13 protein-coding genes are annotated in these 15255 nt (G+C 67.3%); all 13 read right to left on the bottom strand.

The genetic code is table 11. The features are described 5' to 3' along the window. Positions 1-17 precede the first annotated feature (17 nt). The 13 genes from fumC to QUV25_RS05760 all read right to left on the bottom strand — a co-directional run bounded on the left by fumC (position 18) and on the right by QUV25_RS05760 (position 15113). Complete coding sequence (gene fumC, locus QUV25_RS05700; RefSeq protein ID WP_300862244.1) at positions 18-1424, bottom strand: class II fumarate hydratase; 1407 nt, start codon at positions 1422-1424, stop codon at positions 18-20. Positions 1425-1503: 79 nt separating this feature from the next. Beyond that, the gene (locus QUV25_RS05705) at positions 1504-3282 is read right to left on the bottom strand and encodes an ABC transporter ATP-binding protein/permease (protein WP_300862246.1); all 1779 of its coding nucleotides are present in this window, start codon (positions 3280-3282) and stop codon (positions 1504-1506) included. Between the two features lie 142 nt (positions 3283-3424). Beyond that, positions 3425-4318 carry a 5'-nucleotidase gene (locus tag QUV25_RS05710; RefSeq protein WP_300862248.1) on the bottom strand — a complete coding sequence of 298 codons (894 nt, stop codon included), beginning with the start codon at positions 4316-4318 and terminating at the stop codon, positions 3425-3427. A 141-nt stretch (positions 4319-4459) separates the two neighbouring features. Further along, entirely contained in the window at positions 4460-5689 is a 1230-nt protein-coding gene (gene gspF, locus QUV25_RS05715) for a type II secretion system inner membrane protein GspF (RefSeq protein WP_300862250.1), read from the bottom strand. A 130-nt stretch (positions 5690-5819) separates the two neighbouring features. Then, positions 5820-7262, bottom strand: coding sequence for a type II secretion system ATPase GspE (gene gspE, locus QUV25_RS05720; protein WP_300862251.1), 1443 nt, complete (start codon positions 7260-7262; stop codon positions 5820-5822). Positions 7263-7272: 10 nt separating this feature from the next. Continuing rightward, the gene (gene gspD / locus QUV25_RS05725) at positions 7273-9414 is read right to left on the bottom strand and encodes a type II secretion system secretin GspD (protein ID WP_300862254.1); all 2142 of its coding nucleotides are present in this window, start codon (positions 9412-9414) and stop codon (positions 7273-7275) included. 109 nt (positions 9415-9523) lie between these two features. Then, positions 9524-10318, bottom strand: a complete 795-nt coding sequence (gene gspN / locus QUV25_RS05730; protein ID WP_300862256.1) for a type II secretion system protein N — start codon at positions 10316-10318, stop codon at positions 9524-9526. Between the two features lie 2 nt (positions 10319-10320). Further along, on the bottom strand, positions 10321-10860 hold the full coding sequence (gene gspM / locus QUV25_RS05735; RefSeq protein WP_300862257.1) for a type II secretion system protein GspM: 540 nt from the start codon (positions 10858-10860) through the stop codon (positions 10321-10323). A gap of 121 nt (positions 10861-10981) precedes the next feature. Next, the gene (gene gspL / locus QUV25_RS05740; protein ID WP_300862259.1) at positions 10982-12322 is read right to left on the bottom strand and encodes a type II secretion system protein GspL; all 1341 of its coding nucleotides are present in this window, start codon (positions 12320-12322) and stop codon (positions 10982-10984) included. A 79-nt stretch (positions 12323-12401) separates the two neighbouring features. Further along, a complete protein-coding gene (gene gspK / locus QUV25_RS05745) occupies positions 12402-13412 on the bottom strand; it encodes a type II secretion system minor pseudopilin GspK (RefSeq protein WP_300862262.1) in 1011 nt (336 codons plus the stop codon). After that, a complete protein-coding gene (locus QUV25_RS05750) occupies positions 13409-14149 on the bottom strand; it encodes a type II secretion system protein J (protein ID WP_300862264.1) in 741 nt (246 codons plus the stop codon). The genes gspK and QUV25_RS05750 overlap by 4 nt, the downstream gene beginning before the upstream one ends. A 122-nt stretch (positions 14150-14271) precedes the next feature. Further along, on the bottom strand, positions 14272-14676 hold the full coding sequence (gspI, locus tag QUV25_RS05755) for a type II secretion system minor pseudopilin GspI (RefSeq protein ID WP_300862266.1): 405 nt from the start codon (positions 14674-14676) through the stop codon (positions 14272-14274). Continuing rightward, complete coding sequence (locus QUV25_RS05760; RefSeq protein WP_300863055.1) at positions 14673-15113, bottom strand: prepilin-type N-terminal cleavage/methylation domain-containing protein; 441 nt, start codon at positions 15111-15113, stop codon at positions 14673-14675. The genes gspI and QUV25_RS05760 overlap by 4 nt, the downstream gene beginning before the upstream one ends. Positions 15114-15255: the final 142 nt, after the last annotated feature.

Below are 15255 nucleotides of genomic sequence, written 5' to 3' on the forward strand. Positions count from 1 at the left end.
AAGGCGGCGACCTGCCATCAACGGCCCACCATCTCAGCGGGTACCACCCAGCGGTCAAACTGCTCGACCGTGACGTGGCCCGTGGCAATTGCCGCCTCGCGCAGGCTCAGTCCTTGGGCGTGCGCGCGTTTGGCAATTTCAGCCGCCTTGTCGTAGCCGATGTGCGGATTCAGAGCGGTCACCAGCATCAGCGACTGGTTCAGCAGCGCCTGGATGCGCGGACGGTTGGGCTCAATGCCCTGGGCGCAGTGGTGGTCGAAGCTGCGCATGCCGTCGGCCAGCAGGCGAACACTCTGCAAAAAGTTGTGAGCCACCAGTGGGCGGAACACGTTGAGTTCGAAGTTGCCCGAGGCGCCACCGATGCCGATGGCCACGTCGTTGCCCATCACCTGCGCGCACAGCATGGTGAGCGCCTCGCACTGCGTTGGGTTGACCTTGCCCGGCATGATCGATGAACCGGGCTCGTTCTCCGGAATCAGCAGTTCGCCCAGGCCGCTGCGCGGGCCACTGGCGAGCCATCGCACGTCATTGGCGATCTTCATCAGGCTGGTGGCCAGCGCCTTGAGCGACCCGTGGGCGTGCACCAGTGCGTCGCAACTGGCCAGCGCCTCGAACTTGTTGGGTGCGCTCGTCAGCGGCAGCCCGGTCAGCTGTGCCAGATCGACCGCAGTCTGTTCGGCAAAGCCGGTCGGTGCGTTCAGGCCGGTGCCGACCGCGGTACCGCCCAGCGCGAGTTCGCACAGATGCGGCAGCGCCGCGCGCAGGTGCGCCTCCCCATGCGTGAGTTGCGCCACGTAGCCAGAAAACTCCTGGCCCAGCGTGAGCGGCGTGGCGTCCTGCAAATGGGTGCGGCCGATCTTCACGATGCCGTCGAAGTCGCTCGCCTTGGCGGCCAGTGTGTTGCGCAGTGCGTCCAGTGCTGGCAACAGCTGGTGCTCGATGGCGGCCACCGCTGCCAGGTGCATGGCCGTGGGGAAGACATCGTTGCTCGACTGGCTGCGATTCACGTCGTCGTTCGCGTGCACTAGGCGAGCCTCGCCGCGCGCGCCACCCAGCAGCTCGCTGGCGCGGTTGGCCAGTACCTCGTTGAGGTTCATGTGGGTCTGGGTGCCCGAGCCGGTCTGCCAGACAACGAGCGGAAAGTCTCCCGCATGCTGGCCGGCGATCACCTCGTCGGCGGCGGCCACGATGGCGTGCGCCTTGTGCTCGTCCAGCAGACCGAGCCGCTGGTTCACCACCGCCGCCGCGCGCTTGACCTGCGCAAGCGCCCGAATCAGCTCGGGCGGCATGCGCTCGCCGGAGATGTCGAAGTACTGCAGCGAGCGCTGTGTCTGTGCGCCCCAGAGCCGATCGCCCGGCACGGCAATGGCGCCAAAGCTGTCGTGTTCTGTGCGGGTGGTGAGGGCGTGGGGCGTGTGTGTCATGGTCGTTCCCGGTGGGCGGGCCGCAGCTCGGATGAAAACCATTCTGCGACTTCGCGTGCCCGGGGTCACCCCAGCCGGTTCAACCCGGCGCGATCTGCCAGCGGTGGCTGCCGCTCGCGTCAACCGCCAGCGCCCACTGCCTTTCGTGAAATCCGGCTACGGTGGATCGGTGGGCGATCGACACCATGGCGCCGTCGGACGCCTTCACCATCGCATGCAAGCGCTCATAGAGCACGGCCTCGGCCTGCTCGTCGAGCGCACTGGTGGCCTCGTCCACAAACAGCCAGCGCGGCTGCTTCAGGAAAGCGCGGGCGATCGCCAGCCGCTGCTGTTCTCCGCCCGAGAGCTTTTGTCCCCAGCTGTCCTGCTCGTCGAGCCGATCGACCAAGTCGGGCAGCAGCGCATCGCGCAGCGCCTTTTGTAGGGCGGCATCGGTGTAGCGGTCGGCCGGCTCGGGATAGGCCAGCGCGGTGCGCAGGCTGTCGTTGGGGAAGTAGGGGCGCTGCGGCAGGAACATGACCCGGGCGTCGAAGTCGGCCGGCAACCGCAGTCGCCCCCTGGCCCACGGCCAGATGCCGGCCAGCGCCCGGAACAGCGTGGACTTGCCGCTGCCCGATGGCCCCTTGAGCAGCAGCGAGTCACCCGACTTCAGCGAAAGGCTTGAGGCGCCCAGCAGCGCCACGCCGCCGGGCAAGGCCAGATCCAGGCCGTCAACCGCGATCTGGTCGTCGCTGGCCAGATTGCGCTCGCGCACCAAGTCTGCATTTTGCAGGGCGGCGAAACTTTCTTCGAAACTGGTGATGCGGTCGGTGGTGGCGCGCCAGGCGGCCAGGCTGTCGTAGTTGTCGACGAACCACGAGAGCGAGTCCTGCACCCGGCCGAAGGCCGATGAAATCTGCATCAGCTCGCCGAGCTGGATCGCACCGCTGAAGAAACGCGGCGCAGCCACGATGAAGGGGAACACCACGGCAGCCTGACCAAAGCCCACGGTGAACCAGGTCAGCCGCTTCTGCGCGCGGATCAGGTCGAGGTAGTTGGCCAGCACCTGACCGAAACGCCCGCCCAGGCGCTGGCGCTCCACTGGCTCACCGCGGTCCAGTGCAATCGACTCGCTGTACTCGCGCACCCGGATCAGGTGGTGCCGGTAATCGGCCTCGAATCGCTGCTGACGAAAGTTCAGTCCGATCAGCGGGCGGCCGATGTAGTGGGTGAGCACGCTGCCGACCACGCAATACACCACCGCCATCCAGACCATGAAGCCGGGGATGGTGTAGTCGCTGCCGTTGAAGCTGAAGCCGAAACTGCCCGAGAGCACCCACAGGATGCCGACGAAGCTCACCAGCGTGACTACGGCGTTGAGCAGGCCCATGGACAGGCTCACCGTGTAGCTGGTGAAGAGGTTCATGTCTTCGGCGATCCGCTGGTCGGGGTTGTCCGGCGGCGCATCGCTGCCCTTGGCGAAGCGCGAAATCTCCAGCTGGTAAAACGCCTTGTTGGCCAGCCAGCGGTCCATGTACTGTCCAGTCATCCAGCCGCGCCAGCGCATCTGAAGCAGCTGGGTGAGGTAGAAGCGGTAGACGGCGATGATGATGAAGCCGAACGCCAGGTAGGTGAAACGACCCAGCTGGGTCCAGAAGGCGGGCTGGTCCTTGTTCTGCAGAGCGTCGTAGAAAAACCGGTTCCACTCGTTGATCTGCACCAGCATGTAGACCGCGCCCAGGTTGAGCAACACGATGGCCAGCAGCAGGCCGCGCGCCTGCCACTTCTGGTCAGAACTCATGAAGTAGGGCGCGGCCAGGCGCCAGACTTTCTTCGAGAAAACCTTGAAGCTCTGGAATTTGGTCATCGGTGTGGTCATGGCAGGAGCTGTTTTCTAGATGGTTCGCATCGTGGCAAGTTGGCAGTCAGAAGGGCAGTCCAACCCAGGATGCCGTGGAACTGGCTTAGCCAGGCCACAGGCATCGCCCCCTGGGGGGTGACGCCGCAGACGGCGCGGGGGGTCAATTCGATATGCCGCTGACCACATGACCCGAGGGCACGTGCAGTGCGGCGTGTTCGATGTGACCGGTCTGATCGTCAAAGAAGAAGTCAGGTTCAAATTCGCGCAGGAATTCGCCCTTGGGCAGGCCGCCGAGGAACATGGCTTCGTCGACTTCGATGTTCCAGTTCATCAGGGTTCGGATCGCGCGTTCGTGTGCCGGCGCGCTGCGTGCCGTGACCAGAGCCGTGCGGATGCGCATCTGCGAAGTGCCTTCGGCCTGCAGGCGGTGCAGCGCTTCGAGCAGCGGCTTGAAGGGTCCACCAGCCAGCGGCAGTGCTGCCTTGCTGGCCTCGTGCGCCTGGAATGCCGACAGGCCTTGCGCCTGGAACACCTGCTCGGCTTCGTCCGAAAACAGCACGGCGTCGCCGTCGAACGCGATGCGCACCTCGTGCGGATGGGCGTCGCTGGCGTGCACCGACAAGGGGTAGACCTGCGCGGCTGGTACCGCGGCGCCCAGCGCGGCACGCACGTCGGCCAGGTGGGTAGAGAGAAACAGGTTGGCTCGCAATGGCCGCAGGTATCGCCAGGGGGGCTGCCCGCGCGTGAAGCTGCCGCGCTGGATCGGCAGGCCGTAATGCTGCGCGGAGCGGAACACCCTCATGCCCGACACCGGGTCGTTGCGCGAGAGAATCACCACCTCCACCCGCTGCGCCTGGGTGTCGTTGAAAGCCAGCAGTTTCTTGACCAGCGAAAACGCCACCCCCGGCTTGGCCGGCTGGTCCAGGCGGTCCAGCTGCAGCTTCATGTAGGCGCGGTCGTCCCCGGTTTCAAACACCCGGTTCTCCTCTTCGAAGTCGAACAGGGCGCGGGAAGAAATGGCAACAACAAGTTGCCCATCAAGTGTGACTGGCATGGCGCGAACTCTATACCGAGATTGCCGGCACAGCCCGAGCGAGGTGAAGTTCAACCAGGGCACTGGCCGATCTGGCTTTGCCAGTCGGCCAGTGCCGCCCCCCTGAGGGGGGTGACGCACGCAGTGCGGCGCGGGGGGAGTCTAGGTGACCAGTTGATTGAGCTGAATGATCGGCATCAGCACCGCCAGCACGATCAGCATCACCACCAGGCCCATGCCCACAATCAGCAGCGGCTCCAGGATGGTGGCCAGGTGCATGGCGCGGCGGGTCACCTCGGCGCTCAGCTGTTCCGCTGCGCGGGCCAGCATGGCTGGCAGCTTGCCAGTTTGCTCACCCAGCCGGGTGAACATGCTCACCAGCGGAGGAAAGCGTTTCTTGCTGGCGAGTGCGGAGGCGAGCGGCGCACCCTCGCGCACCAGCACCAGCGCATCGAGCGCATCGGCCCGCATGGCCTGGTTGTTGAGCGTTTCGGCGGCGGTCTGAAGCGCGCGCAAGATGGGCACGCCGGCGCCCGCCAGCATGGCCAGCGTACCGGCGAATCGCGCTGCGTTGTAGCCGCGCGCCAGCTTGCCCACCAGCGGCAGCCGCAGCCAGGCCGCGTCCATGGTCAGCCGCAAGGCCTCGACCCGCCGAGCCATCACCAGCCCGATGCCACCCAGCACGGTGAGCGCCAGCATGAACCAGCCGTAGCTGCGCACGAAGTCGCTCAAGGCCAGCATGGCCACGGTGAGAAAGGGCAGCGAGCGCTTGCTGCCGGCAAACACGCCCGCCACCTGCGGCACCACATAGGACACCAGGAATACCACGATGACGATGGCCACCAGGGTCACGATGGCCGGGTAGAGCGAGGCGGCAATCAGCTTGTTCTTGAGCGCCTCTCGGGTTTCAAGATCGTCGGCCAGCCGCTCCAGCACCGTGCCAAGCTGGCCGCTCTGTTCACCGGCCGCGATGACGCCGGTGTAGATGGGTGAAAACTCTTTGGGGTGCTGCGACAGCGCGCGGGCAAAGGGCGAGCCGCCGTTGACCTCGGAGCGCAGCGAGGCCATCAGGTTGCGCTGCTTGTCTTCCTCGGCCTCCTCGGTCAGGGCCGACAGCGCACGCTCCAGCGGCAAGCCCGCCGACACCAAGCCTGCGAGCTGACGCGTCCACACGGCCAGCGTGGTGGCGTTGAACACGTGACCGCCCCACAGCGTGATGTTGAGACCACTCCCCGCCGACGACGAACCGCTGCCGCTGGCCGGCTCGACCAGGATCGGCACCAGAGCACGCGAGCGCAACATGCCGCGTGCGGCGCGCGCCGTGTCGGCATCGATCAGCCCCTTCTGGGTGGCGCCCTGCGCGTCCAGGGCTTCAAATGTGTAGGCGGGCATCAGTGGGTCGGCTCAAGGCTCAATCGCAGCGAGGCGAGGGGACTGGAATCAGAAATGCTGCGGAACCGGCTTCGCCAGGCCGCCGGTGTTGCCCCCTTCAGGCGGGCGCGCGAGGCGCGGCGGGGGTGCATCAATCCCTCGTGACCGACATCACCTCGGCCATCGAGGTCACACCCGCATCAATCAGGCGCTGACCATCTTCGCGCATCGATCGCAGGCCAGCGGCTTCGGCGGCCACGAAGAGCTGGCTTTCGGCCGCGCGGTTGTGGATCAGCGAGCGCACCTTGTCGTCGGCCACCATCAGCTCGTAGACGCCGGTTCGGCCTTTGTAACCGGTCTGGTTGCAATGGCTGCATCCCACCGGCTGCCAGCGGCCCTTGTCGTCCTGCTGACGGCAGTGCACACACAGCTTTCGCACCAGCCGCTGCGCCAGCACGCCGAGCAGCGAGGAGCTGAGCAGAAACGGCTCGATGCCCATGTCGGTCAGGCGGGTGACGGCGCTGGGTGCATCGTTGGTGTGCAGTGTCGCGAGCACTAGGTGGCCGGTCAGGCTGGCCTGGATGGCAATCTGGGCGGTTTCAAAATCGCGGATCTCGCCGATCATGATCACGTCGGGGTCTTGCCGCAGGATGGCGCGCAAGGCCTTGGCAAAGTCCAGATCGATCTTGGCGTTGACTTGTGTCTGGCCCACACCTGGCAGCTCGTACTCGATCGGGTCTTCCACCGTCATGATGTTCAGCGTGCTGGCGTCGAGCTTTTGCAGCGCAGAGTACAGCGTGGTGGTCTTGCCCGATCCGGTGGGGCCGGTCACGAGGATGATGCCGTGGGGTTGTTCGATCAGCCGCTTGAAACGATCCAGCACTTCGCCTTGCATACCCACCGCTTCGAGCGTGAGCTTGCTTTCGCTTTTGTCGAGCAGGCGCAGCACCGCGCGTTCGCCGTGCGCGCTGGGCAGGGTGGACACGCGCACATCCACCGCGCGGGTGCCGATGCGCAAGCTGATGCGGCCGTCCTGCGGCAGGCGCTTCTCAGAAATGTCGAGCTCGGCCATGATCTTCAGCCGCGAGATCAGCGCCGCGTGCAGCGCGCGGTTGGGCTGCACCACCTCGCGCAGCGAGCCATCGACCCGGAAGCGCACGCTGGAGTGCCGCTCGTAGGGCTCGATGTGGATGTCACTGGCGCCGTCGCGCGCGGCCTGTGTGAGCAAGGCGTTGAGCATGCGGATGATGGGGGCGTCATCCGCCGCTTCCAGCAAGTCTTCGATCGCTGGCAAGTCCTGCATCATGCGGCTCAGGTCCACATCGCTCTGCACCTCACTGACCACGGCCGCCGCACTCGACTCGCCTTGAGCGTAGGCGGCGCTGATGCGCTGGGTCACTGATTCGCCCGGCTCCCAGACCATGTGGCGCACGTCGTGGCGGCGCAGGATTTCGGACAGCGCCGAGAGGCGCCGGGCCTGCTGCGTGCCATCGGCCGCGGGCGTGCTGCTGCCCAGCAGGGTCAGGCTATCGCCCTCGTCCTCCAGCAGCCAGAGGTGCTCGCGTGCGAAACCGTAAGGCAGCGGGTACTTCATGGCGCGATGTTCACTGGCCCGGTGCGGTGGCGGGGGCAACGCCTGGCGCACCCAGTGGCGGCAAGAAGGCGCCTGGCGCGCGCTCAGGAGGCATCACCGGGGCCTCGTTCACGCCCAATACGCTGCTGGGCTTGGGCTGGTTGTCTTTCTGGATGGCACGCATGAGCTCGTAGCGGTCGAGCGCCAGGTTGCTGGTTTCGCGCCCGTCGCGCATGACCACCGGGCGCAGGAAGACCATCAGATTGGTCTTCTTGCGGCTGCGACTCTGGCTCTTGAAGAGGTTGCCGAACAAGGGCACGTCGCCCAGGCCAGGCACCTTGTCTTCGTTGCCCGAATACTCGTCCTGCAGCAGACCGCCGAGCACCACGATGGCGCCGTCGTCCACCAGCACGGTGGACTCGATGGTGCGTTTGTTGGTGATGAGGCCGGAGGTGGAATTGACCGACGAGGCCTGCACGCTGCTGACCTCCTGGAAGATGGTCATCTTGATGGTTCCGTTTTCGCTGATCTGCGGCTTGACCCGCAGCGTGATGCCCACGTCCTTGCGTTCGATGGTCTGAAACGGATTGACCGAGCCCTCGTTGCTGCCGGTGTTGGTGAACTGGCCGGTCACGAAGGGCACGTTCTGGCCGATCACGATCTTGGCCTCTTCGTTGTCCAGCGTCAGCAAGTTGGGCGTTGACAGCACATTGCCCTCGCCCGTCGACTGCAGGAAGCGGGCCAGGAAGCCAAGAAAGTACACGCCGTTTTTCTGCGCGGCCACGCCCAGGTTCAGGCCCGCACCGGGCGCCACGCTGCCTGGAGTGGCAGATGCGAGGTTGAAAATGTTGTTGCCGCCGGCACCGAAGTTGGTGCCCAGCAGGCCGATCAGGCTGCTGCCGGAATTGCCGAGGGGTCCTTGCCACTGGATGCCGAATTCGGCCGCCTTATCGGCATTGACTTCGGCGATCAGGCTTTCCACGTAGACCTGCGCACGGCGCGAGTCGAGCTGGTCGATCACGGCACGCAATTGCCGGTACTGCGGCTCGGGGGCCGTGATGATGAGGGCGTTCGTGGCCGGATCGGCCTGAATCTGCCCGCCAGTGGACGGGGACGCCTGCGCCGAGACCGGCGTGTTGGCGGCACTGCCGCCTGCCGCGACGGAGACGGGGCGGGCAGCAGTGCCGCCGCTGCTCGACCCAGCGCTGCCGCCGCTTGCTTCGCCCGCCAGGGCCGCGCGCAAGGTGGTGGCCAGGGCCACTGCGTTGGCGTTTTTCAGGTAGACGACGTAGATGTTGCCGCTGGCGACTTGCGAGCTGGGCTGGTCGAGCCGGGCCACGATGGAGCGCACCAAGGCAACCCGCGCCGGGTTGGCCGCGCGCAGGATCAGACTGTTGCTGCGCGGCTCGGCCACCAGCGTGGTTCTGAACGAAGTGTCGGCCTGACCCTGCGGTGCACCACCGCCGCTGCCGCCGTCGATGAGGCGCGACACCAGGGGCACCAGATCGATCGCCAGCGCGTGCTGCAGCGGAATGATGTCGACATCGGTGGCGCCCGAGACATCCAGCGCCGCGATGATGCGACCGATGCGCTGCAGGTTGTCAGCGTAGTCGGTGATCACCAGCGAGTTGTTGCCGGGGTTCACGTTGATGGTGTTGTTGGGACCGATCAGCGGGCGAAGCACTGGCACCAGGTTGTTGGCCGACTCGTGGTTGAGGCGAAAGATCTGTGTCACCACGGTGTTGGAGGCCGGCAGGCGCGAGGCCGGCCCGGCATTGACCACGTTGCCTTGCAGCTTGGCGTCGGCCTCGGGCACGATCTTGTAGAGCCCGCCGGTGTCGACCAGCGAAAAGCCTTGCAGGCGCAACACGGCGGCGAACTGGTTGAGCGCGGCGGCTGGCGTGACCGGTCGTTCGGTCGAGAGGTTGATCAGGCCTCTGACGCGCGGGTCCACCACCACGTTGCGCCCGGTGATGTTGGCCATGGTGCGGGCAACCGCTTCGATCTCGGCGCCCACGAAGTTGAGCACCACCGGCTCACTGGCGCGGTTCTGGGCATACAGGGGTGCGACGGTGATGAGCGCCAGGCAAAGGCCCAGCGCGCTCAGGGCAGACAGGCCACGCCGTCCGGAAGCCGGGACGGCAGACGCGCTGCGGTGTGGGGTCGATTTCATAGGGTTTCCTGTCACCGCCGATCCTATCGCGAAGCGCGCGGAGCGGGTCTTTTGATTCGTGAGGGCATGCTGGCAGGTCGCGGGGGTGGTTAATCGGCAGAAATGGCGGTCATCCGATGCTGAATACCGAGCGCGTGCCCTGGCGTTTGCCCATGATGTTGAGCAGGTTGGTCAGCGCCACCTCGCGCCCAGGCGCGGCCTCGGCCTCGCCGCGGAACCTCAGCCGCCCACCCACCCATTGACCCGAACCCTGCAGCAGCAGGTCGCCACTCAAGGTGTTGAGGTTGAGGGTGGCAGTGTGACCATCTGGCGCGGCGCGGAGTTCCATGCGGTAGCTGCCCAGGGGGCGCAGCGTCGACAGGCGCGAAGCGATGTCGAGCGCGTCCACCGTCAGCACACCTTGCAGGTTGGCCCGGCCGCGGTCCACGCGCAGCGTGAGGCCGCTGCTTTGCAGAGCCAGCTGGCCTTCCATGCGCAGCGTATTCCAGGGCGTGCCCAGGCCGCTGAGCAGCTCGGCCGGCCAGCGGCTGGTGAACGAGGCCAACGACAGCGCCATCCCGCCCCAGCGAGGCACCACGGTGAAGTCGAGCGGGGCGGGTGTGCAGCAGGGCGCACTCAGCGCCACGTTCATGGCGGGCATGGCCCCGGCAAGGGTGGGCCGCAGCCGCCACGCCACGCCCTGGGGCAGGCCGGTCAGGGTACGGCTGCCTTCGCCGCCGGTGAACAGCACGTCGGCCCGGCCTTGCCACACCGTGCCGCGGGCATTGACGAATTGCAGCTGGCCGTTGGTGGCCGAGCCGATGCCATCGGCCAGCCAGCGCGCTGGTGCAAAGACCAGCAAGGCCACCAGCAGGCCGAGGCCGGCACCCAGCCAGGCCATGCGACGGGCCCAGGGTCCGCTCACCGTCACTGTCCGGCCGCCAGACCCGGGCCACCGACCACCAGGGTGCCGGTCCAACCGGGCGGATTGGCGGGTCGGGTCAGTTTGGCTTCCACCGGCACCACGCGGGCATTGATGCGGACCTGCGTCAACCACTGGGCCAGGGCTTCGGGTGCGGCGTTGTTCAGGGTGAGCGTGGCGCGCTCGCCCTGCACCGCCAACTGGGCCGCAGCACCCAGCACCGCGGTGGCCTGTTCCAGCGCGCGCAAGACGTCGTCGCGCGCGGGGGGCTGCGCCGTGGTCTGTGCGCGCAAGGCCTGGGCCGTGGCCGCCATGCCGCGCATCTGGCTGATCTGGGCATCCAGACTGGCATGCCGCTCCGGCGCTTGGCCCAAGGTGGTCAGGGCCGGCGCAATCGCCAGCCACCACAGCAGCCCCAGTCCCACCACCCACACCGCCAGTGTGACGGCACGGCGCTCGCGCGGCTGCAAGCCGGCCAGCGCTTTTTGCAGAGGGGCCAGAGCGCCCGACAAGGCGGGCATGGGCTTCTTGCTGATGCGGCTCATGCCGGACCCCCACTGGAAAGGGTGAAGCGATCACGCATGGGGAGCGGCCCGGCGGCGCATACAGAGCCACCTAAGCCCGGCGTGCTGAGGTGAGAACACCTTGTGAGCGGTCCGGCGGCATTCATGGCCGACTCCCGGGCTGAAGGGTGAGCTCGGCGCCATCGCTGCGCACCCGCCAGCCGTTGCGTTCCAGGGTGTCCTGCACCGAACGCAGGGTGTCTTCGCCGCCTGGCCATTGGCCCAGGCGGGCTTCGCCTGGGGTGTAGGCGACGGCTGCGGCGGCCAGACCGTCGCCCGGCAAGGCCTGTGACACCGCGCCGAGCATGGTTTCCAGGTCGCCGCCAGCGAGCTGGCCGCTGGCCTGTTGCAGGCGCGAGAGTTCGCGCTGCATTTGTGCGGGTGCATCCAGCACCAGCGTCACGTTGGGAAACGTTTGTTGCAGAGTCTGGGTCACTGCTTGCTGCTTGGCACTCAGGCTGTTGCGTTCAGACCACGCAGCCATGTTCAAGCCCAGCAGCTGCACCGCCACCAGCGCACCGAAGCCCCAGCGCGCCGGTTTCCAGACTGGCGCGCTGCGCAGCCGGCGAACGGTCTGGCGCAGTCGCTGACCGCGCCTGGCGCCCGCCGACAGGCTGAGGTCGAACTGTGCCAGGTTCCAGTCGGACTGCGCGCACTGCAACAGCCAGGAAGGCCGTGGCACCAGCTCAAACCGCTGGTTGAAGGCGCGCTCGGCGCGCGACGCCACGGCCGGGTCGGCCAGCAGGCGGGTGGTGTCGGGGTCGGCATTGAGCAGCTCGTTGGAGACGCTGCCGGCTGTGGTCGACAGACCGCTGAAAGCAGAGTCGCCAAATGCGCTGGTACCGCCATCGGGCAGAGGCGTGGAGCGCACGCCCAGCGGGCTGGCACTCGACAGCCAGACCTGGTTGCCTTCGTCATGTGCCCAGTGCAGAGTGGGCGCGGGCGTGAGGTCGTTGCCTGGCGTGGCGGGCCCGCCCAGCGGCGCCAGCGGCCAGATCGCGGGCACGATGCGCGATACCGGGCGGCCGGCTTCCTCCAGCGCTTGCAGCCAGCTGCGCAGCCATACGCGCTCGCAGGCCGCCACCCACACCGTCTGGCCGGCGCGCCCACCGGGCTCCAGCGCAAAGTGCATTTCCGTGGTGTCGGTCAGCAGCCGGTCTTCCAGCAGACCGTCGAGCACCGCGCGCAGCCTCGTGCTGCCGACTTTGGGCAGAGCCAGCCGGTGCCAGGACACAGCACGGGGTGGCAGCACCAGCACCACGTCGTCGTCGCGCGGCAACAGGGATGCCGCGCTCTGACCGTGGTCAAGCACCGACTGGCCGGTGGTCGAGGTGGCCCAGTCGAGCTGCGCGGTGGACCCGGCGGCAGGCGCGATCGAGAAGTCGGAGGGCGTGAGGACGAGCAAGGTGAGGTGAGGTTTCAGGCGCAGGTCGCGAACGGCCATTCTAGAGAGCTGGCCGCACCGTGGGCGAAAACGGATGCACAGGCGGTCGTGGCCAGCCGCCGGCTTGCGCGCGGCGGGCTCAGCGCGCGGCCAGCCGCTCGCGCCAGCGCACGCTCACGTTGAGGTCTTGCCGCTCGACCAGGGAGCGCTCTTCAATCACCGCGTTGTCCAGCCGCAAGCGTCCGCGCACCTCGAAAAACTGGCTGCGCGTGCCGTGGTGCAAATCCGACAGTTGCAGGCCGCTGTTGTTGAGCAACCGGGCCGGCTCGGCCAGGGTCTTGAACGGATTGCGCTCGCGCTCGGTCACCAGTCGCTGCGCCTGCGCCTTGTCCAGGCCGGGAATGGCGGACACCAGCGCCTCGGGGCTGGCGGTGTTGAGGTTGAGCGTGGTGCGCAGGGGCAGCACGGTCAGATGGGGCTCCAGAGCCGCAAGGCTGGCCGCGCTGATGCCCAGCCAGCTCAGCTGGGCGAACTTGACCGGCGTGAGCGCGGTGGCCGAGGGCAGGGGATCGGTGGTCGCGAGATTGGTGGTGTTGACCAGCTCGTTGATGGCAACCGTGAGCTCACTCGGCGGCAGGCCCAGCTCCTGGTACAGCTTGACCAGGGCGTCCTGATCGGGCTCGGACACCTCGGCTTTGGCCTGGGCGCCCTGACCGCTCAGGCGCACAACGTTCATGAAGTTGATGCGAGATTGCAGGTCAATCACCTCGCCGGAGAGGAAGGCATCCAGGGTGTTGTCGGTGTTGTTGTCCTTGTCGGCGGCCAGAAAGCTGGACAGACGGGCCTCCTCCAGCGGTGTGGCCCACGGCTCGCCCAAGTGATCGGCGTTGCCGCTGTTGCGGTTGCCGCGCGCGTCTTCGCGCAGGATGAGGCGCGCCCAGTCCAGCGCGCCGGTGAGGATCCAGCCGGCCTGCGCGCGCTGTCGTTCGGCCGACTCGATTTGTGTGGCGCGCCACTGCTGCCACAGCGCAGCCGATGCCAGCGTGGCCACCAGCGTCACCACCAGCATGGCCAGCAGCAGGGCCGCGCCCCGCTGCAGGTGTCGATCCCCCACGCTTCCCCGCTGCACAAAGGCACCTTTGTCCTTCATGGCCGCCCCGCCTGCAGCGTGGGGCGCACCCAGTCGCGCACCACATCGCCGCCCAGGGTCGGCCCACCCGGCAGGCTGAGCACCACACGGACCCCGTTTGGCACTGCGCCTTCGTCGCCACCTGGCGCTCCCCCGGTGCCGCCTTCGGCCGAGGTGCCGACGGACGACAAGGGGTTGCCCCAGGTGTCGCCACGGTGATAAAAAAGCTGCCAGTTTTCCAAGCCGATCAGCGCGATGGCGCTGTCCGAGCCCGGCGCCTCACCCCCGATGGGCTGGGCTTCTCTGCTCCAGTCGGCCGCTCGCTGCCAGGCGCGTGCCAGCTCGTCGCGTCGAAGCAGGGGCGGCGACTGCCAGCGCACCCACTGGCCCGAGCCCTCCAGAGCGCCAGGAAGGGACGTGCCCTCGTCGGTGGGCAAAACACCGGCGCGACGTGTCCACGCCACCACCCGCACTCCTGCGCTGTCCAGCCCGGCTTCGGCCGCATCGCGCCGGGTCAGACGCACCAGCCGACCGTCAAACGCCAGCGGCGTGACTTCGCGCGTGTCGACGATGGCGTCAAGATCGGCCGTCCACTGGCCCAGCGCTGCCTGAAAACGCAACAAATCATCGCCTCGCTGCTGGGTCTGGGCCTGGGTGCGCGTCATGCCATCCAGCGAGCGCCAGCTGAGCAAGGCCAGCATGGACATGATCGTGATCGCGACCAGCAACTCGATCAGCGTGAAGCCTGCTGCGCGCATTTGGCTGGCACGAGCGGCGGGGGAGCGCGGTGGCGCCGGATTTTGCGCCGGGCCGTCCCAAGCGAAATCGACCCCCTCGGGGGGCAGCGGACCGCGCGCAGCGGGGGAGCGTGGGGGCACCATCAATACCGCCCCAGCACCGTGGACAAGGTGAGCAGGCGGACCTCGTTGCCGTCCACCTGGCCGAGCACGGTAGCATCAATGCGCCGGAAGTTGGGGTTTGGGGTGGGCAACACCGACAGTCCGACCTGCAGGCTGCGACCCGCCTGTTCGCAAGCCACGGTGCTGTCGCCCACGCCGGGCAGCTGGCGAGCCAGCCGCAAGCGGGTGAGTTCGTTCTCGGCGCACAGCTGAGCCAGCCATTGGTCCGTCTGCCGCGTCGCGGCCCGGGTGAGGGCGCCGGTGGCCTGCAGACCGGCAGACAGGGTGATGGCGACCACGGCCAGGGCAACCAGCACCTCGATCAGCGTGAACCCCCGGACTGGGCGCCAGCGCGAGTGGCGGCGCATCGTTGCGGGGACGTTCATGGGGGCACCACTGCGAAGGGTGCCAGGCCATCGGTGGCCAGAGTGAGCTGGCGTTCACCCAGCAACAGGGTCAGCCGCTGAGAGGCGATCAGCGGCTCAGGTCCGAGCACCAGGGTCTGCGCATTGGCAGGGCGAACGATCTGGGCCTGCGTTTGCGGGTCCAGCCAGTCGCGAGGACCAGCCAGCGAGTCCGGGTCTTCGTCACGGGGTCTCAGGCCCAGGAATTCAAAACCCTGCGGCAGGACGCGCCAGACCACTGGGATACCGCTGGTGCGCGACTGCGCGCGGGCGGACTCAAGCATGGCAGAGAGGCGCAAGGCCTCGCGTTCGAGTCGGGTGGTGCTGCTGTCTCGCAAGGCCAGAGTGGCACCCGCCGTGGCCAGCGCCACGATGGCCAGCACCACCAGAAGTTCCAGCAAGGTGAAGCCGCGCGACATGGTTTTCACAAACAAGCAGCTCTTAACGCCTCAAACCAACAGCAGCGTCTTGGTTGTCGAGTCGATGCCCCTCGCAGCGACCTGCGCAACGCTGGAACACGGAGACAAACGGCCGGCCGCCGGGCACCAAGGCAGGCCCAGC

The sequence above is a fragment of the Hydrogenophaga sp. genome, from assembly GCF_030373245.1.
In the GTDB taxonomy this organism is placed as follows: domain Bacteria; phylum Pseudomonadota; class Gammaproteobacteria; order Burkholderiales; family Burkholderiaceae_C; genus Hydrogenophaga.